The sequence below is a fragment of the Dyella sp. 2HG41-7 genome, from assembly GCF_021390675.1.
Taxonomy (GTDB): Bacteria; Pseudomonadota; Gammaproteobacteria; order Xanthomonadales; family Rhodanobacteraceae; genus Dyella_B.
In genome coordinates this window covers 1,270,605-1,297,092 of the sequence record NZ_JAJEJV010000004.1, presented here as the reverse complement: position 1 = coordinate 1,297,092, position 26,488 = coordinate 1,270,605, and the positions used below count along the sequence as shown (strand labels likewise).

The following is a 26,488-nucleotide window of genomic DNA, read 5'->3' as shown; positions in this document are numbered from 1 at the left end:
TATGACAAACATCGCATTCCCCTACCAGCTCGACACCACCGGCCACACCGCACAAGTGGATGTGGCGCAGCACGTCGCCGACATGATCGAACAGATCCTGTTCACCTCGCCCGGCGAGCGCGTGAATCGACCCACGTTCGGCAGCGGCACCGCGCAATTGGTGTTTGCGCCGAACAGCGATGTGCTCGCCGCGGCGCAGCAGAACGTGATTCAAGCGAGCCTGCAGATGTGGCTGTCGGACCTGATCCGCGTGCAGTCGGTCACTGCGGTGGCCGACGACGCCACGCTGCAGATCACCGTCGTCTACACGCTGTTGCAAACGCAGCAGCAACAGACGCAGCAATTTGTTTACGGCAGCGGTACAGGAGCGAGCTCATGATCTACTTCTGCTCGCAGAAAAATCGCCGCGATCTGGTGCTGCGCAGCGCGCTGCTCAACGGCATCGATTATCTGGAAGTCATCAGCGATCATCCCGGCTGCGGCAAGCAGCTTGCGGTAACCTTCCTCAAGGATGCGCGCGGATTGCATCTCACGCCTGGCAATGTCGTTATCACTGGCGACACCGTGCTGCGGGTGACGGCCGTCGACGCCGCTACGGACGACGATCCATATCTTGTTGTGATCGAACTCGACCGTACGGGCGATTTCTCACCTTACACGTTCTCGCTGGTGGACATGCCGGACGGCATCGATCCTCCTGCGGGGCTCGATCCGCAACTTTCGACGCTGACTTTTTCTTTCAAGGCGGATTGTCCGTCGCCGGTCGATTGCCGCACGGAGCCGTGCTGTCCGACGCCGACGATCGCACCACCGGACATCAACTACCTCGCGAAGGACTACGCAGGCTTCGTGCAAGTGATGCGTGATCGGATGGCCGTGCTGGTGCCCGGCTGGACCGAAACGCATGCGGCAGATATCGGCATCGCGATCATCGAATCGCTGGCTTATGCTGCCGATCATCTGAGCTATCAGCAAGACGCGGTGAGCACGGAAGCTTATATCGGCACCGCGCGCAGCCGCATTTCGCTGCGTCGGCATGCGCGTCTGGTCGATTACGCCATCGGCGAAGGTTGCAATGCGCGCACGTGGATTTGTCTCGAAACGTTGATCGATCCATTGACCGTACCGAAAGGCACCGCCTTCTACGTACGCACGCCGGGCGAAGCAGCCGTGGTAGATCCGCTCGATCTGCGCCATGCCGACTTGCTGCTAAACAGTACGCAACCGATCTTCAGCAGCCTTTGCGATGCGACGCTTCGCCAAGAGCAAAACGAGATTCACTTCTACACCTGGGGCGACAGCGATTGCTGCCTGCCCGCGGGCGCTACACAAGCGACCTTAGTGAACACCCTCGCGACGCTCACCGTCGGCACAGTGCTGGTGTTCGAAGAAGTGATCGGCCCACAAACGGGAGATCCCGACGACGCCGATCCCATGCATCGCTGGGCCGTGCGCCTGACGAGCGTGCGCATCACGAACGACAGCGGCGCACCCTTGTACGATCCGCTCAACGGCACATTGATCACGCAAGTAACCTGGTCCGGCGATGACGCGTTGCCGTTTCCGCTTTGCCTCTCGTCGACCTACATGGGCGACAACGGTCCCGTACAACAATTCGACGTCAGCGTCGCGCGCGGCAATATCGTGCCTGCCGATCACGGCATACCGATACAGAATGACGTGCTTGGCGTGGTCCCCGATCTTCCGCCCGCGCCGCAAGTAGAAACCAGTTGCGCGTGCGATACCGAAACCGTCGCGGCTTCAGCGTTGCTGCCGCCGCATGCGCGTTTTTATCCGCAACTGACCAGCTTGCCGCTGACCTTCTCGCATACATACGACGCCACGGCGCCGGCGAGCGCGTTTGCCGCGGCAGGTCCCGATACGGCCACACCGGCGATTGCCGTCTACAGCGACGACGGACGCACCTGGACCCCGACGGAAGACATCCTGTCCAGCCGCTCGAACAGCAACAACTTCGTGCCAGAGATCGAATACGACGGATCGGTGTTTTTGCGCTTCGGCGATGGTCAGTACGGCGAGGCGCCCGATCCGGGACTGCAATTGACGGCCGATTACCGCATCGGCAACGGCAGTATCGGCAATGTCGGGCACGACACCATCGCGCACATGATCGGCAATCCCAAGCAAATTCGCAGCGTGCGCAATCCCCTTGCGGCGACGGGCGGCGTCGATCCGGAAAGCATGGAACATATTCGGCAGTACGCGCCGTTCGCATTCGAGACGCAAGAACGCTGCGTCACCGAAGACGACTACGGCACGATGGCCGCCACCTTTCCAGGTATTCGGCAGGCGCGTGGCACGCTGCGCTGGACGGGCAGCTGGTATACCGCATTCGCTTCGGTGGAACCGGTCGGCGCGTTGACGCAACAACTCATGCGCGACACCCGACACCGACTCGACCTGCTGCGCATGCTCGGTGTCGATGTCGCCGTAGACGCGGCGAAGATCGTCGGACTGAATATAGTGTTGCGCATTTGCGTCGCGCCCGATCACTTCCGCGGCGATGTCTATGCAGCATTGATAAAACTGTTCATCACCGGCGATCAATGCAACGGGCAACCCGGCTTGCTCAACGCCGACAATTTCGTGTTCGGCGAAACGGTATACGCCAGTCCGTTTATTTCCGCCGCGCAATCGATCGATGGCGTGGTATCGGCAACGCTCGCGACATTCGGCCGTCTGGACCAACCCTGGGTAGATGGCGTCGCGCAGGGCTACCTAAGCCTTGGCCGTCTGGAAATCGCCTGCTGCGACAACGACCCTAATCACCTCGACCGCGGCGTCTTCGCGCTGCAACTGGATGGTGGCAAATGAGCGTGTGCCCTGCCACGACAGAACAACTGTGCGGCTGCTGCACGGGCATTTCGCTGGAAACGCCGGAATTCATCGGCAATCGCCCCGCGTTGCCTGCAATCGCCTACCGCGTGGGCCGATACGCGACCTTCGACGCCAGCATGCTGGCGTGTTTGTCGCCGGCTGCTTTCGAACCCATGGGCTTGTTGCGCACGCGGGAGAGCAGCGATTACACGATCGCCTTGCTCGACAGCTGGGCGGTGGTGCTGGACATTCTTACGTTCTATCAGGAGCGCTTCGCCAACGAAGCGTACTTGCGCACAGCGATCGATCAACGCTCGGTGATGGAGTTATCGCGATTGATCGGCTACGTGCCGTCGCCGGGCGTCGCCGCGTCGAGCGTGCTCGCGTTTACGCTATCAGATGCCCCCGGCTCGCCCGATAACGTGACGATCCCCGCCGGCACGCGCGTGCAAAGCGTGCCAGGGCCAGGACAATCTCCTCAGGTTTTCGAAACCAGCACGGACTTCACCGCGCTGATCGATTACAACGCGTTGCCGGCGCAAACCACGGTGCCCTGGCAGCTCGCGGGAAGCGACACGTTTACCTGGATCAAGGGAACGGCCAACAACATCAACGTGGGCGACATGCTGCTGTTTGTTCGCGCACAGAACGGCGTGCCAAGCGGAACCGGACCTGGCGATGCGCACTACGTCGTTGCAGTCAACATCGACAACACCGGCGGCAACACGCAGGTGTCGTGGGATGCGCCATTGAACAGCGATTTCCCGGCTGGACTCGTCGCACAAGACGTTTGCATTTATATCTTCCGAAAGAAAGTCTCCCTATATGGCGCGCAAGCGCCCAACGCCGCTTCGCTGCCCTATTCGGCCGTCGAATACGTGGGCGGCTCGCCGGGATCCGCGGGCTATGACTGGGATTTCGACCAATACGAGTACGGCAGCAATCAGCTCAGCCTCGATGCATCCTACGCGGGACTGACCCCTGCATCCGGCGCACCGCAATGGATCGTGCTGACCCGAACGAGCGACGTCGTGGTGTTCCTGCAGATTACGGATGCGGCCGACGGCAATCCCAATCTCTACACCCTCACCACGAAAGTCACGCAGCTTACGCTCACCTTGGGTCAGGTGATTACGCCGGCCGGCACCTATGCGCTGGACGACATCCTGTCGTATTTCACCGAAGAAACGCGCGCCACTACAGCCTATGTGCAAAACGCGCCGCTTTCGCCGACCGGTTTGCCGCTGACACAATGGAGCGGTGCCTATACGTTGTCGTCGGGAATGCTTGCGCCGGTTTCCGGCAATTCGGTCACCGTCACCGGTGGACAGTTGGTCGTGCCAGGCCAACCGATCGGCCTTTCCGGCAAGCGCGTGCGCATTCAAGTGCAACCTGGCGCAGGCGCCAGCTTCACGCCAGAGCAATCCAGCGCGGCACTGACGGTAGCGGACAATCAGATTTTCCTTGTCGATGCGTACCCGCCGCAACCGAACAACGGCGGCACGCCGACATGGTCGGTCATCACGCTGAGCGGCGTCGCCGGCACGCTGCTTGTGGACGATGCGTACGTGCAACTGCAGTCCGCCGACAAAAGCGATCCTGTGACGAGCGAAGCTGCGCAGGTCACGGCAACGCAGGTGAATGGCGATCTCACCGCCATCGGTTTAGAAGACGCCCTGCAACGCATTTACGACGCCAAAACAGTCAACGTAAACGCCAATGCCGTCGACGCCACGCATGGCGAAACGGTGCAAGAACTGTTGGGGTCCGGCGACGCTACCAATCCCGCGCTTACGTTTACGCTCAAACAGAGCCCGCTTACGTATGTCTCGTCCACCGGCAGCAACGGCACGCAGTCGACATTGCAGGTCTGGGTGAACAATCTCCAATGGCACGAGGTGCCGAATCTACTCAGCGCTGGCCCGGCCGATCGCGTCTTTGTAACGCGCGTGAATGCGAACGGACAAACGGTCGTGCAATTCGGCGATGGCACGAACGGTGCGCGCACGCCGACCGGTCAGATGAATATCCGCGCGGTCTATCGCAAAGGCATTGGCAGTGCCGGCAACGTGATGGTCGGCCAGCTTTCGCAAGCGCTGGATCGGCCGCAAGGTTTGAAAACGGCGACTAACCCCGGCGCCGCATCCGGCGGCGCCGACCCGGCCACCGCGGACGAGGCGCGCGCGCGTGCGCCGTTGCCCACGCTCACGCTCGGCCGTGTGGTGTCGCTGGAGGATTATCAAAACTACGCGCTGAACTTTGCCGGTGTCGCCAAGGCCACCGCGTCGTGGACGTACTTCAACGGCAGACGCGGCGTATTTCTCACCGTCGCCGGCGCGGAAGGCGCGACGTTCCAACCGGATGATCCGGTCATCTTGCATCTCATTCAGTCGCTGCAGATGTACGGCAATCCGTACGTGCCGTTGCAAGTCGTGTCGTATGTACCTGTGCCGTTCCAGATCGCGGCGAACGTACGCATCGACACCAACGACTACGACGCCAAAGCCGTGCTGGCGCAGGTGTGGCAGAACCTCAGCAACGCCTTCGCTTTCGATAACCGACAGCTCAGCCAGAACGTCGCAGCCAGCGAAATCATGGAGATCGTGCAGCGAACACCCGGCGTGATCGCCATGCAACTCACGGCGCTGTTCGTTTCCGCCGATCCAACCGGCGTCGTGCCTGCGCAGCTGTGCGCGGCCGGCGCGCAACCGCCGCTGGGCGCGCAGATGCTGCAACTCGATCCGGCTTGCCAGAACGCTTTCGGAGCATGGACATGAGCCTCGACGCTGCCGGCCTGTATGCACTGATGCCTGCGGTCTATCGTACGCGCGACGCTGCGAATGGCGGACCGCTGCAAGCATTGTTCAAGGTGCTGGCGCTGCAGGCGGGCATCGTCGAGGAGAACATCCAACAACTCTACGACGATCAGTTCATCGAGACCTGCATGCCGTGGGTCATTCCCTATCTCGGCGATTTGATCGGCTATAACAGCATCTATCAGATTGCGGCGGGCATCGACAGTCGCGCAGAAGTCGCCAATACCATCGGTTATCGCCGCCGCAAAGGCACGCCCATCGCGTTGCAACAGGTGGCGACGAACGTATCCGGTCGACCGGCCGTAGTGGTCGAAGAATTTCGCCGCGTGATCACCACGCAAAGCATGCGCTTGCCGCGACCGCACCATGTGGCGTGCCTGGACCTGCGCCGCAACGACGTGCTCGACAATCTACGCGACACCGCGTTCGACCACAGCAACCGCACGCTCAATGTGCGTCGTATTGCGCCGCGCGTGCGGGATGTCGCCATTCCCGATCCGGCGCCGCTCGATATCGCCCTGCACGGCGGCGGACGCTTCAACGTGCCGGATATCGCGGTGCATCTGTGGCGCTGCCAGCCGTGGTATGTCGATCACGCTCCGGCTTTCACCGTCGATGCGCGCCGCTTCAAGTTCAATGCATTGGGCCTGGACGCGCCGCTGTTTTCGCTGCCGCCAACGTATCCGGCGTTTACGCACATCAACACGCGGCTGGACGTGCCGCAACCGATTCGGCGCGGCGAGTTCCAACGCCAGCTCTCGGAATTCTATGGCCCCAGCTTGATGCTGTATGCCGACGGCACACCGATACCCGCCTCGCAGATCTATAGCGCGAACCTCGCCGACCACCCAAACGGTTCGTGGTGCAAGGTCGCTGCCGGCAAGATCGCGATCGATCCGGAACTTGGACGCATCCAATACGCCGCCGATCTCACGCCGCCACAATCGCTGCGCGTGAGTTTTACCTATGGCTTCCCTGCAGCGATGGGCGGCGGCCCCTACGACCGCACCGCCACGCTCGGCCAGGAAATGCCGACGCAGCATCCCGAGCAGGCGCAGTTCTTCGCACAGGTGGGTACGGCGACGTTCCCCGATCTCGCGACTGCGGTTGCGCAGTGGAATCTCCAACCGGCGGGTTCCATCGGCATCATCGTGTTGCCCGGGTTCGAGCGCTATGCGATCGATCTCACTGGCGCGAATGCGATTGCGCTTGCGTCGGGCAGCACGCTCGCCATCGTCGCTGGGGTGCCGGCGCCATCCGGCGGCGCGCGCGACATGATCTGGAATCGTGCGTGCGTCACCTTGCTTGGCGACATCGACATCCAGGGGTTGCCGCCGCCCGTGATGCCCGAAGGCGAAACGGCATTGCCGGGGCAACTGATACTCAATGGCTTTTGGATCGAGGGGCAGCTGGCCGTGAGCGGCAACGCTGTGACCATGCAAGTTTCCGATTGCACGCTGGTGCCCGGATTGGGTGCGGCCAATCCCGGTTTGTCGCAGTGCGAACCGAGCGTCGTGGTCGACAACGACACCACGCTCTGCATGTCCCGCTGCATCAGCGGCCCCATCGCGGCGAATGTCGCCGGAAGCGTACGCGTGTGCAACAGCATCGTCGATGCGAACTCGCCGTGCTGCGTGGCTTATGCGGGTTCAGACGGCTATTCGGCGGGCGCCGATCTGCATGTCGAAGACAGCACGATCATCGGCAAGGTTCGCACGCGCACGCTGCAACTTGCTTCCAACACGATCTTTTTCGCGCGACTAGGCCGGCACGATCCCTGGCCGGCTGCGCTGTGGTGCAGTCGTCGGCAAGCGGGTTGCGTGCGTTTCTGCTCGCTGCCGCGCGAAGCGATTACGCCGCGACGTTACGAATGCCTGCCGCCCGACGCGGATAGCACGGCGACGTTCGCGCCCAGTTTCGTCGCGTTGCGCTATGGCCACCCTGCCTATGCGCTGCTGAGCGGCGATACGCCGGTCGCCGTCTGGCGCGGCGCGGACGACGGCTCGCAGATCGGTGCGTATCACCAGATTCAAGAAACCGAAGCAGTATCGAACGTGCAGATTCGTACGCCCGAATATCTGCCGGTGATGCTTGAAGCGGGTATTTTTCTGCACCCCTCGCAGCCGGTGTTGCGCCCTGCTCCACCGCCGTTTGGTTACTACTTCCGCGCACCGAGTTGCTGCGGCGACGACGATGACGACGCCGCGAATCTGCCCGGTATTGGTTCGAACTTGCTATAGGCCCATGTTCATGACGAAGAGGTACAGGCCATGAAAGGTGATTTCAGCCGGATTCGCTTCGAGCCGAACAAGCACTACACGGACGTGCTCGATCAACAAGGCCGTGTGGCCTACGATGCGGACCACAACGAACAGCGCTTTATCGACGGCCATCGTCGCACGGCGCAAACCATCGATACGATCGGTCCGTATGGCGCGCCGATGCAGGACGCGGGCTTCGCCATTAGCGTCGTGGGCGGAAATCTGCAGATCGGCCCCGGTCGCTACTACGTGCAGGGTTTGCTGTGCGAAAACCCCGAAGCGTTGGATTACGACCAGCAACCATACCTGCTCGACAGCAGCGACGCCGGCAACCCGACATTTTTGCTGGAAGAACTATTGCGCCAGAAGAACGCTTGCCTGCGCGTTTATCTGGAAGTGTGGCAGCGCATGGTCACATCACTGGACGACGATTGTCTGGGCGAACCGGCGTTAGGCCAAGCGGATACGACGGTGCGCATGCAAACAGTGTGGCGCGTAGTGGCAAAGCTGCTCGTACCGAAAATCAAGTCGACAGATAGCACAAGCGATAACACGGCAGCGAACACCTCGCTAACGCTGCGCAAAGCGGTGCTGCAAGCCCGTGAAAACTTGAATGCCGTCTATCTCAATACCGGGACGCCTGCGGCTACAGCGAAAAACTCCGTGCCGTTCGACCCCACGCTCGGCGATATCTCCGCCACGCAACAGACGACTGCTTGCAGCTGCGCAGCAATGTACAAAGAATTGCCGCTCGCGCATTTCGGCACACTGTGCGCCGGACTCGCCGACAACGGCGGCGATTGCGGCTGCCAGCCGATTCCCGCTGCCGGTTACACCGGCCAGGAAAATCAACTTTACCGCTTCGAGATCCAGCAAACAGGTTCATTAAGCACCGCCACCTTCAAATGGTCGCGCGAAAACGCATCCATCGTCGTCGCCGTGCTTGGCGTAACCGGCAACAAAGTGACGGTGAGCAGCCTCGGCATGGATGCCAATCTTGGTTTCCAGGAAGGCCAATGGGTCGAGATCGGCGACGACAACGATCTCTTTGGCGAAATACCGAATCAACCCGGCAAGCTTTATCAGATCCAGAGCATCGATCGTCCGTCGCTCACGCTTACGATGACCACGACGGTGCAACCGGTGGATACCGCGCGCCACGCGCGTATGCGCCGCTGGGATCAAAACGACGCCACCGCCGGCGCCGACGGGCAGCCGTTATCCGACAACTGGATCGACATCGAAAACGGTATCCGCGTGCGCTTCGGCAAAGGCGACTATTTTGCGGGCGACGCATGGGTGGTTCCGGCACGCAGCGCTACCGGCGATATCGATTGGCCGCCATGCGGCAGCAATGGCGATTGCTCTCAGCCGCCGCATTACACCCAAGTGTACCGTGCGCCGCTGGCATGCATTCATTTAAACGATACGTTCAACCGCGACGCACTCTACCTCGACGCGAGCGTCGGCACGTACGGCGGCCGCTTCAAGGTGGACGATTGCCGGCGTCTCTTCCCTACGCTCACCGACATTGGTAATTTGGCCAATGCGAACTCGCTACATATCACTGGCATCAACTGGAACAACGATCGCTTCATGACCTTCGATACGTTGATCCAGCAGGGCCTGAGGGTGACGTTCGATCAGCCGCCCGATAGTCCGCTTACGCCGGCGAATTTCATCGTCACGTTCGAAATGCCGATGCTGGCGCAGGCGGAGTACGGCACGATGCAGCAGGCATTCGCACTGGATGCGATGAAGGTGGCGACACCGGCTCCCGCCACATCGCCCACACCGGCGCCCACACCGGCGGCCTCGTCGCCTTCACCTGCGTCGGGCGCCAACACGAACTTGATCGCCGACATTAAATTCCATGTGTTGCCGACGCCAACCACGATACGCTCACCTTTCATTGTCGATTCCAGCGTGGCGACCAGCGGCAACGACGTGGTGTGGACGTTGCCCATCAGTAACGTGAGCAAGAATCAGATCACGGAAATGGAAGCGATCAATGCGGCGTTGACGGCATCCGCCCGACAAGGCCTGCCCGCGCGCGTTCGCGTGAAGCTGCCCGGCCATGCGCTTTATGCGACGACGTCGGCGGGCAACCAGCTTTACCTGGATGGACAGGTGTTCGGCGTCACCGTCGGCTCTTCCAGCAATCTTGCCGTCAACACGCAGTACATCGATCTGCAGTTCCCCAGCGGCAACGACGTGCGCGCCAGCGATTTCGAAAGCTGGTTTTATCTTTATCCCGCGCTGTCCGTACAGAGCGTGAGCTTTACCTATAGTCAGATCACCGTCGCCGATCCGAACGGTTCCGTCGTCGTAACCAGCACCACGCCCACCGCTACGACCCAACCGGTGGTGCAGCAGGCGACGATCGCTTTGAACTATCCAGCGCTGCAAGCGACCACCGTGCAACTGGCGATGTCGGGCGATGCCACCGTTGCCAGCGTCCCCGCATCGGTAACGGTGCAAGCGGGCGACAGCAGCGTCACCGTGGATGTCACGCTGCAAGGCGTTCCGCCCAACGCGAGTACGGAGTCGTTCACGCTCACGGCGTCGCTGCCTTCGGCCTTGGGTTTCGCAACATCGCAAACCGCGTCGTTCAGTGTCACTGGCACGGTCATCTACACGTAGTCATCGGGAGCCCGCCATGCGCGCCGTGTGGTCGTTCTGGAGCAAGCCTTATCAAGCCCGCAAGGGGCGAACATGGCGCGAACCGCATCATCATCTGCTCGCGTGGGGTTTGTCGTTGCGGCAAGCGAGCAAACACTATCCGGACACCATGTTGGTGACCGACAAGGCCGGCAAGGCGCTGCTGATCGACAAACTCGGCTTGGATTTCAAACACGTCAGCACGGATTTGGAAGCGTTGCGCGACGCGGACATCGGCTGGTGGGCGCTTGGCAAGCTGTACGCGTACAGCTTGCAGGATCGCCCGTTTATCCATCTGGATACCGATGTCTTTCTATGGAAACCGTTGCCATTGAGCGTGGCGCAGTCGCCGGTGTTCGCACAATCTCCGGAGTTCCATTCCGGTGTTGGCGCGGAGTGCCTGCCGGCAAAAATTGAAGCCGCGTTCGCCCACCACGGCTTGTCGCTGCCGCCGGAATGGGAGTGGTCGCGATCGCTCGGCGAATCGTCGTTCCGCGAAGAAAACTGCGGCATTCTCGGCGGCCAGCGCCACGATTTTCTGCGCTATTACGCGCAACTCGGTTTGCGCATGGTGCGCGACCCGGCGCACGCGCGCGCATGGCAGGAACTGTCCAACAAAGATGGCTACAACATGATGATCGAACAATTCATGCTGTCGGCTTGCCTGGATTACCACCGCATCCATCCGCAGTCGCCGTATCGCGACGTACGCGTCAGATATCTGCTGCCCAATTGGGCCGACGCGTTCGATCCCGCAAAGATCGCGCAGGTTGGATACACCCACCTGTTGGGCGACAGCAAAGCGGACGGCGCGGTGATGCAACGCTTGGAGCGTCGCATGGAAAGCGAGGACCGCGAATTCTATCGGCATTGTCTGTGGCTCGGGCAGCGCATGGCTGGCACGTGACATGGACAAGCGCCCTGCCAAACCCGTCGGTGATGTGGTGCGCCCAGCAAGCGCGCGCAAACCATCGAGCACAGCGCGCAACTCGGCGCCGAATTCGACGTCGCGCACGAAGGGACCGCAAGCAAGCAGCAAAGCCGCGCCGCCATCATCCACGCATATTCCCTCATTGGCGCCCAACGAACGCGGCGCGGGTCGCCCGTTGAGCCCCGAACTGCAATCGCATTTCGGTACGCGCATGCACACCGACCTCAGCGACGTGCGCATCCACACCGACGAAGCCGCTGCACGCTTGGCGGCCGACATGCGCGCAAAAGCCTATACGGTAGGCAAAGACATCGTCTTCGGCGCGCAACGCTATCAACCCGAAACACGCAGCGGCGAGCGTCTTCTCGCGCACGAATTGGCGCACACGGCGCAAGCAAGCGACACGGCCGCGCAGGCGGTGAGCAAATCCACGGATGAAAGCGAACGCGACGCGGATCGTGTAGCGGACACCGTAACGCGCGGAGACCATGCAACGCCGCGCGCCAAAGCAACCACCACCGTTCAGCGCCAGCCGCTGAACGACACGGATGCCCCAAAGCACGAACCTCTGCTTGATCGCATGTTGGACAAGGCGTCGCCCTTTCTCGCCGCGTCGACTGGTTCGACGACGTTGAACAACTTCGACACCGGCAAATCCGATCTCAAGCCCAACCATCTCGCCGAGCTGCGAAAAACAGCGCAAACCATTGCCGTGCTACTGCGCCAATATCCGAATTCCACCATCACCATCATCGGCCATACCGATACGGTGGGCACCGAAGCGCGCAACCTCGCACTCGGCCAGGCCCGCGCCAGCGCGGCGGCCGACGCGCTGGAAAAATTCGGCGTGCCTGCCGCCATCGTCAGCACGGTCAGCGCGGGCGAAGGCCCTCCGCAAGCGGTGAAAACCAAGGATGAAGTACCCAACGCGCAAAATCGACGCGTGGAGGTGCGCTTCGATCCGAAAGCTTCTCCCGTACCCAACATCGTGCCCAAGCTGGAACCGAAGAAGCAGGAGACGCCGAGTATTTTTACGCAACCGCCTCCGCCGCCGATGATCGATTTGCGTATTCATCCGAAGGACGACGACAGCAAATATCCGCCTGGCCCGTACCGCCACGACGACGCGCCGCCCGGTATGTGGAAACCGATTCCGCCAGCGCCGAAAGGCACCGGGCCGAAATCGCCTCTGGATGTGATCGGCGAAAAGATCATCGATCCCGTGGTCGATGGCGTTGCGCACGGTTTGTCCAAAGACATGCGCGACAAAATCAAGCAAGCCGCACGCGACGCGGTGAAATCGGGCATAGCCAAAAGCGCGCGCGCGGCAGCCGAAGCTGCCGGCCTGAAGGACCCGAAGGGATTGGACGCGATCGAGAAGGCCACCGAAGCGGCAATCCAAGAGAAGGGAACCGGTGGGAGCAATGCACCATGATTTTCTCGGACGCTCCGGTCGGGTGAGCCATGGGCGAACGAACACGCGCCCCGGCAAAACGCAACGCATCGGCTGCAAAAAGCGCTGCATTGCCATCCCGGCGCGCTCGTCGCGCACCGGGTGCTTCCGTCGATGAAGCATGCGCGACAACGACAAACCCTATTGCGCCCGCTTCGCTGACAAGCATCCCGACGTTTACGCCAGGAGATGCCGATACTCCGCCGCATCCCGCACGTCTCCCCGACAACAGCCCGCATCCGGTCAAGCGCAACGCGCTGCATGCGACAACGCAAGAACAACGTTCGCCATTGCGGAATCTGGCGACACCCTCCATGGACGCCACATCGATCGCTCTGCCGGTTGCAGTGCGGCAAGCCTTATCAAGCCCAGGTCGACCGCTCGACCATGTCACACGACAAGCCATGGAAGCGCATTTTTCGCGCAAGAGGATCGCATTTAAGCAAGCAAGGGACGCCGACATTTCCGACATGCCCGAAACGATCTGGGTGAGCCGACCCGGCAATAGCAGTGAACAGGAAGCCGATCGGCTTGCACGCAACGACCACAACCCAGCGGCATACGGAAATCCGACGACTTATCAAGCCCCCGACTTTAGCCGCATCCGGCTGCATACCGACCTGCAGGCCGCACGCGCCACACGCGAGCTCGGCACGCGTGCGTTTGCATACGGCCAACATATTGTGATCGATGGCGCGCATTACGCGCCCGGCACGCCCGGCGGCATGCTGCTGCTCGCTCATGAATTGGCGCATGCGCTGCAAGCGGGGCCATCGAGCATCTGGATATTGATGCGCGACACGCCTTCCGACCAAAGCGATACCAAGGGCACAACGCTGGAAGGCGGCGTATCCATGAGCGTCACCATGGATGGCCTGCGCTTTCAATTCACCAACGTCACACTGAAGGAGGGATCGCCGCGCCTGCAGTTGCTAGCGCTCATTCTCCGCCGCCTGGTCGGCGAACAATACAAGACCGGTCTGGAGAACACCGTTTCCGACAAGCTCAACATGCCCTCGATCGAAGCGAGCGGCCTGCTCAACATCAACGCACCCTCTTCCCCTGGAAAGAAAGTTACGCAAATCGCCATCGATCTTGGCGCGACGACGGATCTGCTCAACGTTCTCAAGGCGCTCCAACTTCCTACCACGCTTACCAGCACCCAGACCGATCTAATTGCCAAAGGCCTCGCCGCCGTCGACGCGTGGGAGAAACTGAAAGAAGGTTTCCCCAAGTGGTACACGCTATGGATCTTCAAGCGCGAAATGTCCCAACAGGGCGAACTGCTCGAAACATGGCAGAACGCACGCAAAGACACTAGCAGCGCCGGGGACATGCAGCGCATCAATGCGCTGAACAGCATCGAGTCGGCGCTGATCGATCATGCCAACCTCGTCGATATCATCCGTGCCGACGTAGCGCTTGCCAATGAAGCCAACAAGCCAACCAACGAATTGTTGGTCAAGCGGGATCGCGAACACGCCGCGGCCACGTACGCCGCGATGTTCAACGTGCAGCTCTCTGCCGACCACCCGATCACTGCGGCACCCGAGTCGGTCAACGTAAACGTCGTCGCCAATTTCCTCGGCTACCTCCATACGCAAGAAACCGTTGCAGCGAACGCCGCAGGCGACGACTCGAAGGCCCACGACGCTCGCACGCAATTGCTCGGTCGCTATGGCCGCTTTGTATTACGCGCCTACGGTCACGAAGGAGACGAGCAAATACTCAAGCACCCGGCACGCGCTAATGCGCCACCGTGGGATGCCGTGCTGAGCGACGCGCCGCCTCTGTCGCCACCGCTCTACGAGGCTGCGCTGGAAACCGACCACGCCTTCACCATGCAATTGCAATGGCAACATTGGACTGATGCGATGGTGACCTACAGCTATATGTGGGAATTCATCCGTGTGCCGGATTCCAAGCTTGGCGCGCCCGCTTTCGACGCGACCCAGGCAGCGGGAGAACGGCCGAGCGCAAGCAAAGTGTTCGGCACGCGATGGGCAAGAGCCAGACGCTACAACGCGGCCGATATCGAACGCATTCACCACGATCTCGGCGACAAGCCGTGGGGCCAGGCCGCGGAAGACTTGGTCGAAATTGGTAACGCGCTTCGTTACGTCGGCACGGTCGTGCACTTTATTTTGGACAAACTCACCGAACCCGCCTACGTCGCGCGCTATGTATTTCCAGGCGCCGGCTTGTATATCGTGCGCTGTCGCGCGATTCCCATCGTGGACGACGATAAGGAAATCAAGCGTCAGCCGAGTGTCGCCTACTTGCCCGTCGTCGCGCGCGACCCGGACGAAATGGCGATCGCCGAAGTCAACGAGGCCAATCGATCCCAATTCCAGGCAAACCTGCGTATCGCGGAGATTCAGAGCCTGCTCGCTTCACCTTTCCCGCCGGAAAATGCCGAAGCGCTGAAGCGGGAGATGAAGGACTTGCAATCGATGTTGCTCGCGCCCACCGAAGCGCTGCATCAACGTGGCGATGTACTCGATGCACAAATCGCGGCGCTGCAGAAGCGTCTCGATCTGCGCAAGCAAATCGCAGATATTCAGGCCCTACCGGAGACACAGCGCGATGCGGCTCGACTCGCCGAGCTACAACGGCAACTGGTCGCAGCAGGTGGCGAATCAGGCAGCAAGTACTTTGAAGAACGCGAGTTGGAGTCGCTGCGCAGTCAGCGAGACGTCAACAAAAATCTGCAGGACATGGAAGCGGACCGGACCAAGAACGAAACCGGTTTTCGGTTCTCGCCGGTCGTCAGCTTCGTCTCCGATGTGGGTCAAAGTCTGCAACTTGCGGTCGAAATGTTCGATCGCGGCGAGCACGACGGCGAGTATCAGGTTTTCATCTCCGACCTCACCACGCCCGACAGCGGCAAAGCGTTGGGAACCGCGCCGGCTACCGACAAAAATCCGCGCGTGCAAGCCATTCGCAACGGCCTGAAGAAATTGCTCGAGGAAAGCAGCGATTACGGCCGTGGACGCGTCGCCTTCAGTATCGACGGCGTCACTTATTTCCAGCGCATCGAAGCGGGCACCGGCCGCATGTTGACGGAAGCGGCCGACAATGCGGCAACGGTCGCATCGCTGGCGGCGATCGCCCTCGCGCCCATTACCGACGGCGCAAGTCTCTTTCTGCTGTTGCCCATTGGCGCTGCGGGCGCCGTTACGTCGGCGTATCGCCTCTATCAGCGCTACGACGAAAACCGGCTGCGCCTGGATTTCGCAGCGGTCATGGACGTCGTCAACATCGTTGGCGGCGTACTGGGGCTGGCGCAGGCGGCGACACCGCTGCGCGCCGTGCGTCTTGGCAAGGTGCTAGCGGTGATGGGCGTCGGCATGGATGGCGCAGGCGTCATGATGATGGGTGCGGGCATCATGGTGCAGCTCGATGCGTTGCAATCGTTGCCCGAGCACGAACGCGCGGCGCGCATGTTGGAAATTCTCGGCGGGGGGATGATGCAACTAGGCATCCAAGTCGGCGGTGCGGTCATGCATGCGCGATATCAGTCCCATCGCAGCGCAGCGGCCGGTCAGTCCGGTGAACATCTGACCGCCAACGAAGAGCCGGGCTTCCATCCCGCTTCACCTGAAGAATTGGCGGCGGCCGAAGCAAAGGCGAAGGCAAGTCCGCCGCCTTCGGGCGCATCCGATCGCAGCATGGCCGGCAGCGGCGGTCCACCCGGCGACAAGCCGCCTCCCGCCAAAACGCCTGCGGGAACGGGAAAACCCGCGTCTGCGAAGTCGAAAGCGTCGCCCGAACGTCTGTTCGAGCTATTGCAGCAAGGTGTGGATCGCTCGCGTCCGCCTCCGCTTCCCGACGCAGCTGTGAAGAGTCCGCCCAAGTCCGGTGAATATCAGCGCGGATTGATGACCGCGGACGCCGCGTATGCGGCATACAACAAAGCTCTTGCCGTATCGACCGGACGCGAGGTGGCGATCTACCACAACCCGGACACGGGCGAATACCGCATCATGATCGGCAGCGAAACGGGCGTGCGTGCGCCGGAAGCCGCGGGATGGAACGCGCTGGTTCACTACCATCCGAACGAAGGCAATGCGCTGACGTTCCGCTTGCCTGCACCGCAGGATTTCCGCGGATTGATGTTCCGCTTCTTCGCCGAAGGCGTCGCTGTAAGGGAATTTATCGAATTCACCATACCGGGCGTGGGCCGCGGCCGTACGGAATACGGTATCGAACCGGGCGTCGCCGAACCCTACTACGTGCGCATCAACCAACCCGATGGTACGTCCCGCACGATACGCTTCGCCAACGATGGCCACTATTCGGCGTATTGGGGCGAGCGCACCGTCGCCGTGCCGGAAGGCTCGCCCGTGTACGACGCGATGATCCGCGACATCGAGTCTTACATTCGCTCCATTCGCGGCAACGAGCCGCCCGAGTTCGGCCCGCACGAAAAAACCACCAGCGGCGACACCGGCTCGGCGCCTGCCGCCACCGATAAGAGCGTCGCCAAGAGCAAGACGGCCCAGCAGGCGACCGGTGCCATGCAATCGGGCACCGGCGATCTTACCGACGAAGGTGTCGCGTTCATCCGCAGCCGCTTCAAGACCGTAAGCGAGGGTCGCGGCAAGAAAATCGAACTTGCATCGCTCACGGATGCGCAGATCAAGGAGCGCTTTCCCAATCAATCGGCATGGCTGGAAGCGATCGTCACGGCGCAGGCACGCAGCGATTGGCTAGGTCGCAGCACGCCGACCGATTTCGCGCTGACCGATCCCACGCAAAATTTCAACGACGTCGCCGCGAAACTCGATACCGCCATCGCGAAGGGCAAGACGGGGCATTCTCTGCATAAGGACATGCTCGGGTGGAACGTCAAGGACTTCGTCGACGAAATGCTGCGTCAAGGCGATCCTACGTTGACCGCTGCGTACAACGCATGCGAACACAACACCAACCCCGACGTGGTCAAACGGTGGCAGGAATTCAAAAACTCGACCAAGAAGGGCGATATGTGCGGTTTCTTCCTGGGCAAGGTCGGGTCGAAACGGCCGGATATCGTCGAAGTGATGCTCAGCCAGAACGAAATCCACATTACCGACGCCAGCTTCGCGTACGGCGACCCTATTCACAATTTCAAGAGCGCCTTCTACAAAGTTGTGATGGAACGCCTGATCAACGTCACCACCGTAACGTCCACCGACTATCGATCGCCGCTGAGACAAACGCCGATTTAATCTCCGCCTAGGAAGAAAGAGAATCGGCGTTTCCGATCGCCGCTCCTCTGCCTCGAAAACGTTCCGGCGCAATATCGTGTTTGCGCATCAGCGCAAAAAAAGCCCGGCGATTTTTCTTGGCATCCATGGCCGCGCGAGTGATGTTTCCGGCATTCAGCGCAAGCAAACGTTCTATGTAGCTCTTTTCGAATGCCTCGACCGTCCGTGCCTTGGCGACGCGAAACGATTCGACACATTCTTCGTAAGTGACGTCGCATGGCAGCTGCAGGTCTCCCGCGCCGATAAAGGAACTCTGACAGAACAACACGGCCCGCTCGATCACGTTGTGCAGCTCGCGCACGTTGCCGGGCCAGTCGTAACTGGCGAGCTTGCGCAGCGCCTGCGCGGTGAGGCTTGGGGCCGTGCGGCGATGCTCGTGACAGCAATGGTCGATGAAGTGGCGCGCGAGTTCGAGAATGTCGTCGCGCCGCTCGCGCAATGCAGGCAACGTAAAGTTCAATACGTTCAGACGGAAGTAAAGATCGCTGCGAAACGCGCCCTGCTCCACCATCGCGGCAAGCTGATGATTGCTGGCTGCGATCACACGCACGTCGGCATGACAATTGGCGCAGCTTCCAACGGGGCGATATTCTTTTTCCTGCAAAAAGCGCAGCAATTTGGTTTGCGCGCCAAGCGGCAGCGAATCGATTTCATCGAGGAACAGCGTACCGCCTTCGGCTTCGCGCACCAGGCCGCTGCGCGCCGCATGCGCGGAGGTGTAGGCGCCGCGCGCGCAGCCGAACAGTTCGCTTTCCATCAATTCGGTGGGAATGGCGCCGCAGTTGACGGCCACCAGCGGGCGCGAGGCGCGCGGTGAGAGGTAATGCACGGCACGCGCGAACACTTCCTTGCCAGTACCTGTCTCGCCGAGAATCAATACGCTGGCGTCGCAGTTGGCGATGATCGGCAATGCCGACAGTTGCTTCATGAAGCTGGCGCTGGACCCGATCAACTGATGCGCGCGCGCGATGTTGATCACGGCCGATTCGTCCAAATTGGGATGCGCCAGCAAAAAGCCGGCGGCGCGTTGCACGCGCGTGCGCAATTCGGCGTCCGCATAGGGCGAGGAGATGAAGTCGAATGCGCCGGCGCTCAGCAGTGCGGCGATCTGTTCCGAATCGAGGTGTGCGCAAACGACAACGATGTTGCAGGCCGGCATGGCGGTACGCCATTGCGCAATCGTCGCGATCGCCAGCGCAAGCACGTCCGATTCGACCGGCATCACCACGAGATCGCACAGCAGCGGTCCGGCAAGCTGCGGTTGCCACGCTACATCTATACCCAGCGGCGACAGCGCGCGCAACGCATCGTAGGCATGGCGCGCCAATGCCTCGTGCTCCCCAACTTTCACAACCCCGCAAGTCAGCGTTTCCATGGATATGGCCCCGTGGCACGCATACCGCCTGGACGGATCCTGCTGCACAGACACTTCCGTGATATCGGCGCTACCGCGGTGCGCACTGGACGCGCACGCGTACGCCGCCCCACATCCTATAGTTGTCAGCCGACGATCACCCCGGGAAACAATGCAACGGCATCCACTTTGATACTGCGTGCAGACAGTTTCGCGAACGCAGTTCGCAGAAATATACGCCGAAAATATGACGTTCGCTCGCGTGGATTTGCTACCGAAAGCTGTCTAATTCATCGCTTACACGACATCTATTGAAGAAAAAGGCGCAAAAAAACCCCGCTCGAACGAAGCGGGGTTTTGTTTTTGCAGCTGCCTCGAACGATCAGTTCTTGGTCGCGCTGGCCGCTTCCGCGGTTTCGGCTTGCTCGCGCTCGGCCAGACGCTGGCCGACGCGGTCGATGTTCTGCAGCGACAGCAAGTGCGCGTAGATCCAACCCAGCGTACCGTCGAGAAGGAAACGATGTGCGGTTTCCGCATCGAGCTTGCGCAGCTTCTCCTCGCTGACCACGAACAGGCCGTTAAGATTGATGACGTTGCCGTTGCGTTCCATACGAATATTGCGCGGCTCCAGAAGATCGTGCTTGCGCAGGTCTTCCACGAACTGCTTGGTGCGCGCGACGTGCTGCTGGAATTCGCCGAGGAAGTTCACGGCGTTCTTCAACATGTCCGTTTCGGTGCCGTCTTCTTTGAAGAGACGTTCGCCTTCCTTATCGTTGAAGCCTTCGTAGCCTTCGTCGAGGAATACGGTGAAATCTTCGCCTTCCGCACCGACCGGCTTTTCGGCCAGCACGAACGGATAGCGGCGCACGAACGCCGGAATGTAGACGCCCATTGCCCACGCGCCTTGCGCGTCGATAAACAGGTTTTCGTTCTGGCGCAGACCCAAGAGAGCCATCGGACCGGTGTTGTCGATGTCCTGGCCGGCGAAAAGGATCGGAATGTCGCGAGCGGCGATCGGAAATTCCGTGCAGGTGAGCGGCACGGAGTGCACGCTGTGCGCGAATTTCAGGTTCTGCAGCCCCTTGATGCGCAGATCCTTGTGGACGGTGCGGTTGAGCGGAACAGGACGCTCGTAGAAAAGTACTTCAGCCACGTTACTTACCTCTGCCCCGCCGTGCCGGGGTCGCCACGTTCGGCTCCCCCTCCCAAACCCGGCGCCGGGTCTACAGATGAACACTCACTATATCAGCGCCGACCGCGCCGGGCGAATCGACGAGGATTGCTTGTTTTTGGGACCGTATCGGCCTTTGCGGGGGCCACGCAGGGGCCTTTGTGCATGCGTTTTGCAATCAATTTGTTCTATGCTGCGGAAAAATCGAGCACCATTGCATTGATGGGACGCTCTTTCGCTCACGGTGAAGGACGCAACGCATGCTTATGGAAGTGCCAAATCGGGCCGACCTCAACTCGACTCGTGTGCTGTCGCTGGACGCCGCTGGCCGAATCCTCGACTGGATCAGCTGGCAGGATGCCGTCTGCCTGTACGTCCGCGACGCCGTGGCCTGGACCCTCGGCGACCCCTGTCTGACCGTGCACGGGGGCCATAATCGCCTGCTCGGCGCGCAAAGCCATATCGATCTGCACCCCATCGTGGCCAGCCGCGGCCATTGCAGCAATCACGCCCTCGACCCCGCGCCTGCGCTGACGAACGTGGCCTTGTTCAACCGCGATCGCTATCTGTGCATGTATTGCGGCGTGCGCTTCTCGCGCGGCGAGCTGACCCGCGACCACGTGCTGCCGCTGTCCAAGCGCGGTCGCGACGAATGGGAAAACGTGGTCAGCGCCTGTCTCGCCTGCAATCTGCGTAAAGGCAACCGCACCCCGCAAGAAGCCAATATGCCGCTGCTGGCGATCCCGTATCGGCCGAGCTGGGTGGAACATCTGATTCTGTCGAACCGCAACATCCTGGCCGATCAGATGGAATTCCTGGTCAGCCACCTGCCCAGGCATCGCCGCGAAGCCCTGGTCTAAGGCCTAATTCCTACTGTTGTGCCCCTCCCCTCCGGCGAGAGGGCACAATAGGCCGATGATCGATCTGTCCCGTTATCCCCATTTGTCTTCGATCCAGACACCGGCCGATCTGCGCCGTGTGCCGGACGAAGAACTCCCCGCCGTCGCCGACGAATTGCGCCGCTATCTGATTGAAGCGGTCGCCAGCTCCGGCGGCCATTTCGGCGCGGGTCTCGGCGTGGTGGAGCTAACGGTTGCGCTGCACTATGTGTTCGACACGCCACACGACCGGTTGATCTGGGACGTCGGCCATCAGTGCTATCCGCACAAGATCCTTACCGGACGCCGCGACCGCATCACCACCATCAAAAAGAAAGGCGGTTTGGCGCCGTTTCCGCGCCGCGAAGAGAGCGAGTACGACACCTTCGGCGTCGGCCACTCTTCAACCTCGATTTCCGCGGCGCTGGGCATGGCGATCGCCGCGCAGCGTCGCGGCGATACGCGCAAGTTCGTGGCGGTGATCGGCGATGGCGCGATGACCGCCGGCATGGCGTTCGAAGCACTCGATCATGCCGGCGACTTGGGCGCGAATTTGCTCGTGGTGCTCAACGACAACGGCATGTCGATCAGCGAAAACGTGGGCGGCCTCGCCAAGCGCCTGGAAAAACGCGACGAAAGCGTGTCGGTGCCGAGCACCATGTTCGAAGAACTGGGCTTCGATTACACCGGCCCGATCGACGGACATGACGTGCCCAAGCTGCTGGAAATTTTGCGCACGTTGAAACAACAGCCGGGTCCGCAGCTGTTGCACGTGATCACGACCAAAGGCAAAGGCTACGCGCCGGCGGAACAGGCGCAGATCGAATATCACGCTGTGAGCCCGTTCGATCCCAGCGCTGGCGTGGTGAAGAAAACCGGCCCGACCAAACCGACGTACAGCGACGTTTTCAGCGATTGGCTTTGCGACATGGCTGCTGCGGATGAGCGCTTGTTTGGCATCACGCCAGCGATGCGCGAAGGCTCAGGGTTGGTGCGTTTTTCGCAGGAATATCCCGAGCGCTACTTCGATGTGGCCATTGCCGAACCGCACGCCGTGACGCTTGCTGCCGGCATGGCCTGCGAAGGCGCGAAGCCGGTGGTGGCGATCTACTCTACGTTTCTGCAGCGCGCGTACGATCAAACCATCCACGACGTGGCCTTGCAGAATCTCGACGTGACATTCGCGGTCGATCGCGCGGGCGTGGTCGGCCCTGATGGCGCCACGCATGCGGGCAGCTTCGATCTGAGTTTTCTGCGTTGTCTACCGAACATGGTGATCATGGCGCCCTCCGACGAGGATGAATGCCGCAGCATGCTCACTACCGGTTTTCGCCACAGCGGCCCCGCCGCCATTCGCTATCCGCGCGGCGGCGGTCCTGGCGTGGCCGTTCGCGATACGTTGGAAACGCTACCCATCGGCAAAGCGGACGTGCGCCGCCGCGGACGGCGGCTGGCGATTCTCAGCTTCGGAGCAATGCTCGCCCCCGCGACGGAAATTGCCGCCGAAATCGATGCGACGCTGGTCAATATGCGCTTCGTCAAACCGCTGGACGAGGCGCTGATCATCGAATTGGCAAAGAATCACGAGGCCTTCGTCACCCTCGAAGACAACGCCGTGGCCGGCGGCGCGGGCGCGGGCGTGGCCGAATGCCTTGCTGCGCATGGCGTCACCCTGCCCATCCTGCACCTGGGCCTGCCCGACCTGTACCTGGAACACGGCAGCCGCGAAGAAGTGCTGAGCGAGGCCGGGTTGGACCTCCCCGGCATCCGCAAGGCCATCCGGGCGCGCTTTCCGCAGGCGATTTCGCCGAATCAGGCGAGCGCGTGAGCCTCCCAGTCGTGTTTTCCTGCCGGGAAACGCGAAATTTGGCCCCCCTAGGGCCTGTTCGCACTATTTGCGTAGCCCGCGTTGTCGATGAGTGGCCGTCAGGTGGTAGTGCGTGGCGCCGGCTTGACTGGCTGTCAAGCCAAGCCGCGCGCTGCCGCATGGCGGCCACTCATCGACAACCCGAAGGGCCGGGTCTGTTTGCCCGCCATCCTGCGTCATCGCTCAGTCGTGTACGGACGTACACTCCCCTCGCTCTTCCTTGGCTGGCGCGCAAACAGCCCCCGGCGCGGGCCACGCAAATAGTGCGAACAGGCCCTAGTTACCGCCGCCTAAGGGAGAATGGCGGGTTATGCAATATCCTTAACGTTTTCCCAAGGATTGAGGAGCCGTTTGGCCCGTGACTGAGTTCATCGTCCGACTAGCCCAATTCTGCCGTCGCTACGCCCTTCTGGTTGCGCTGTTCTTCTTCGCTTTGGCGGGGGTCGGCATCTGGATCGCCGCGCACCGGTTGAGTGTGGATACCAACACCGACAACCTCTTCGCCAGCACGCTGCCGTGGCGTCAGCACGCGGCTGCGTTCGATCGCGAGTTTCCGCAATTCAACAACGTGCTAGCCGTCGTGGTTCGCGGCGCGACCCCGGAGGAATCCGACGAAACGGCCGAGCAACTCGCCAAGGCTCTGCAAGCGGACAAGAAGCACTTTATCGACGTGAGCAGGCCCGACGCCGATCCGTTCTTCCGCGAAGAAGGCTTGCTGCTGCTCGACCCGGACGATCTGGGCAAGATGCTCGGCTCGCTGATGAATGCGCAGCCGCTGCTCGGCCCGTTGGCAGCCGATCCGTCGGCGCGCGGTTTGTTGAACGGCGTGTCGCTGATGGCGGCGGGCGTGCGCATCCAACATGCCGATCTGTCGCCGTACAAGCCTGCGCTGGATCAACTGCGCCAAGTGCTCGACAACGCGGCGGACGGCCATCCCACGCCGCTGTCGTGGCAAAGCCTGCTCGGCTCGGATATCACGCAACAACCGCAGAACGTGCGCTTTGTGCTCACGCATCCGGTGCTCGAAGACGGATCGCTGCAACCCGGCCTTGCCGCCACGCAGACGCTGGAAAGCATTGCGAGCACATTGCCGGATGTGAAAGCCGGTCGCGTCCATGTGGATTACACCGGTTCCGTCGCGCTGGCCGACGTGCAGTTCGGCGCGCTGACTAAGGGCATTGTCGCCAGCACAATCGTCAGCTTGTTTTTGCTGGCGCTGTGGTTGTACCTGGCGATGCATTCGTTCCGCCGCATCATTCCGATCCTCCTCACGCTGCTGGTCGGCTTTGCGTTGACCACCGGTTTCGCCGCGCTCGCCGTCGGCACCTTGAACGTTATTTCGGTGGCGTTCGCCGTGTTGTTCGTCGGTTTGGCGGTGGACTTCGGCATCCAGTTCGCGGTGCGCTTGCGCGAACAGCGCATGCTGCACGGTGACATCAATATCGCGCTCGCCGAAGGCGCGCGCGTATCGGGCAATCAGATCGCCGTGGCCGCCGCCGCAACGGCGTGCGGCTTTCTTGCGTTCTCGCCCACCAGTTTCGTCGGCGTGGCGGAATTGGGCACCATCGCGGGCGTCGGCATGGGCATCGCGCTCGTGTGTACGCTCACGCTGTTACCGGCGTTGCTGAGCCTGATGAAGCCTACGCGCCAGAGCAAAGAACTCTCGCTGCCGTTCGGTCCCAAGCTCGACTCGTTCCTGCATCATCACTTCAAGCCGGTGCTGATCGTGTTCGCGCTACTCGGCATCACAGGTTTGATCGCCGGCGCGCGCATGCCGTTCGACGCCAATCCGCTCAACACGCAGGACCCGAATTCCGAACCAATGCGCACGCTGCGCAGCCTGGCCGACAATCCGATCACTAACCCTTTCAACATCAACATCATGGTGCCCAACCTGGACACCGCGCGCACGTTGTCGGACAAATTGTCGAAGCTGCCGGAAGTGTCCAGCGTGATTTCCGCGGCCACCTTCGTGCCGGTCAATCAGCAAGCGTCGCTCGATCAGCTCAATCAGGCGCAGGTGTTGATGTTGCCGTCGCTGGATGTGGATCCTTCGGCGCCGCCGGTGACGCCGCAAGCACTGCGCTCGGCGATCGCCGACACGCTGGATGCGATCAACGACGCCAAACCGGAAATGACTGCCGATTCGCCGCTGCACGGCATCGAAGCCGCACTGCAAAAGCTCGCCAAGGCGCCGGACGATCGCCTGATGATGATGAACGCATCGGTGAGCCGCTTCCTGCCCAAGCAATTGGACAGCCTGCGTGATGCATTGAACGCGAAAAATGTCACGCTGCAGTCGCTACCCGATTCGATCAAGCGCGATTGGGTCAGCCCGAACGGACAGGTGCGCATCCAGGTATCGCCAACCGTAAATGAGCAGGACACGTCCGGTTTGCGCAAGTTCGTGGAAGCCGTGCAGCGCGTCGCGCCCGATGCCGGCGGTCCCGCCGTCACCACCATCGCGTCGGCCGACACCATCATGCAAGCGTTCAAGCAGGCGGCTGTGCTAGCGATCATCGCCATTGCCGTCGTGTTGATGCTGGTGATCCGCCGCTTGAAGGATGCCGGCATCGTGTTGCTGACGTTGGCGATGTCCGCCCTGCTCACGGCCTTGCTTGCGCGCATGCTCGGCATGGCGGTGAATTACGCGAACATCATCGCGCTGCCGCTGCTTCTTGGTGTCGGCGTGTCGTTCAACGTGTATTTCGTGATGAACTGGCGCGCAGGCATGCGCCGCTTCGTGAGCTCCGCATCGGCGCGCGCTGTGCTGTTTTCGGCGCTCACTACGGGCACGGCGTTCGGTTCGCTCGCGCTATCGCACGATTTGGGCATGGCAAGCATGGGCCGCATGCTGTTGGTGAGTCTGGTGGCGGTATTACTTGCCACGTTTATCTTTTTGCCAGCGCTGTTGTATGCGATCAAACCGCCCAAGCAAATCAGCGGAAGTGGACACTAACGCTGCATTCTGCTCACTGCATCACACGCGAAACTGATGCGTTACCG

Annotated in this window: 13 protein-coding genes; 11 read left to right on the top strand and 2 right to left on the bottom strand. The window is 61.3% G+C overall.

Translation table 11 applies throughout. The features are described from left to right. The first annotated feature begins 1 nt into the window (after position 1). The 8 genes from L0U79_RS07025 (at position 2) to L0U79_RS06990 (ending at position 18,173) form a co-directional block, all read left to right on the top strand. A complete protein-coding gene (locus L0U79_RS07025) occupies positions 2-379 on the top strand; it encodes a GPW/gp25 family protein (RefSeq protein ID WP_233841162.1) in 378 nt (125 codons plus the stop codon). Further along, the gene (locus L0U79_RS07020) at positions 376-2,835 is read left to right on the top strand and encodes a baseplate J/gp47 family protein (protein WP_233841161.1); all 2,460 of its coding nucleotides are present in this window, start codon (positions 376-378) and stop codon (positions 2,833-2,835) included. The genes L0U79_RS07025 and L0U79_RS07020 overlap by 4 nt, the downstream gene beginning before the upstream one ends. After that, entirely contained in the window at positions 2,832-5,615 is a 2,784-nt protein-coding gene (locus L0U79_RS07015; protein WP_233841160.1) for a putative baseplate assembly protein, read from the top strand. Before L0U79_RS07020 ends, L0U79_RS07015 begins: the two co-directional genes overlap by 4 nt. After that, complete coding sequence (locus L0U79_RS07010) at positions 5,612-7,894, top strand: hypothetical protein (protein ID WP_233841159.1); 2,283 nt, start codon at positions 5,612-5,614, stop codon at positions 7,892-7,894. The genes L0U79_RS07015 and L0U79_RS07010 overlap by 4 nt, the downstream gene beginning before the upstream one ends. A 30-nt stretch (positions 7,895-7,924) precedes the next feature. Next, complete coding sequence (locus L0U79_RS07005; RefSeq protein ID WP_233841158.1) at positions 7,925-10,558, top strand: DUF6519 domain-containing protein; 2,634 nt, start codon at positions 7,925-7,927, stop codon at positions 10,556-10,558. A 16-nt stretch (positions 10,559-10,574) separates the two neighbouring features. Then, positions 10,575-11,483, top strand: a complete 909-nt coding sequence (locus L0U79_RS07000) for a DUF6734 family protein (RefSeq protein ID WP_233841157.1) — start codon at positions 10,575-10,577, stop codon at positions 11,481-11,483. 1 nt (position 11,484) lies between these two features. Beyond that, a complete protein-coding gene (locus L0U79_RS06995) occupies positions 11,485-12,942 on the top strand; it encodes a DUF4157 domain-containing protein (RefSeq protein ID WP_233841156.1) in 1,458 nt (485 codons plus the stop codon). 488 nt (positions 12,943-13,430) lie between these two features. Beyond that, positions 13,431-18,173, top strand: a complete 4,743-nt coding sequence (locus tag L0U79_RS06990; protein ID WP_233841155.1) for a DUF4157 domain-containing protein — start codon at positions 13,431-13,433, stop codon at positions 18,171-18,173. Positions 18,174-18,180: 7 nt separating this feature from the next. Here the strand turns inward: L0U79_RS06990 and L0U79_RS06985 are convergent, their stop codons facing one another. Continuing rightward, complete coding sequence (locus tag L0U79_RS06985; RefSeq protein WP_233841154.1) at positions 18,181-19,587, bottom strand: sigma-54 dependent transcriptional regulator; 1,407 nt, start codon at positions 19,585-19,587, stop codon at positions 18,181-18,183. Positions 19,588-19,948: 361 nt separating this feature from the next. Then, on the bottom strand, positions 19,949-20,719 hold the full coding sequence (locus tag L0U79_RS06980) for a SapC family protein (protein WP_233841153.1): 771 nt from the start codon (positions 20,717-20,719) through the stop codon (positions 19,949-19,951). 278 nt (positions 20,720-20,997) lie between these two features. Between L0U79_RS06980 and L0U79_RS06975 the strand changes: the two genes are divergently transcribed. The 3 genes from L0U79_RS06975 (at position 20,998) to L0U79_RS06965 (ending at position 26,441) form a co-directional block, all read left to right on the top strand. Continuing rightward, positions 20,998-21,597: an HNH endonuclease gene (locus tag L0U79_RS06975; protein ID WP_233841152.1), complete on the top strand. Its 600-nt coding sequence runs from the start codon at positions 20,998-21,000 to the stop codon at positions 21,595-21,597. 55 nt (positions 21,598-21,652) lie between these two features. Continuing rightward, complete coding sequence (dxs, locus tag L0U79_RS06970; protein ID WP_233841151.1) at positions 21,653-23,443, top strand: 1-deoxy-D-xylulose-5-phosphate synthase; 1,791 nt, start codon at positions 21,653-21,655, stop codon at positions 23,441-23,443. 397 nt (positions 23,444-23,840) lie between these two features. After that, on the top strand, positions 23,841-26,441 hold the full coding sequence (locus tag L0U79_RS06965; protein WP_233841150.1) for an MMPL family transporter: 2,601 nt from the start codon (positions 23,841-23,843) through the stop codon (positions 26,439-26,441). The last annotated feature ends 47 nt before the right edge of the window (positions 26,442-26,488 follow it).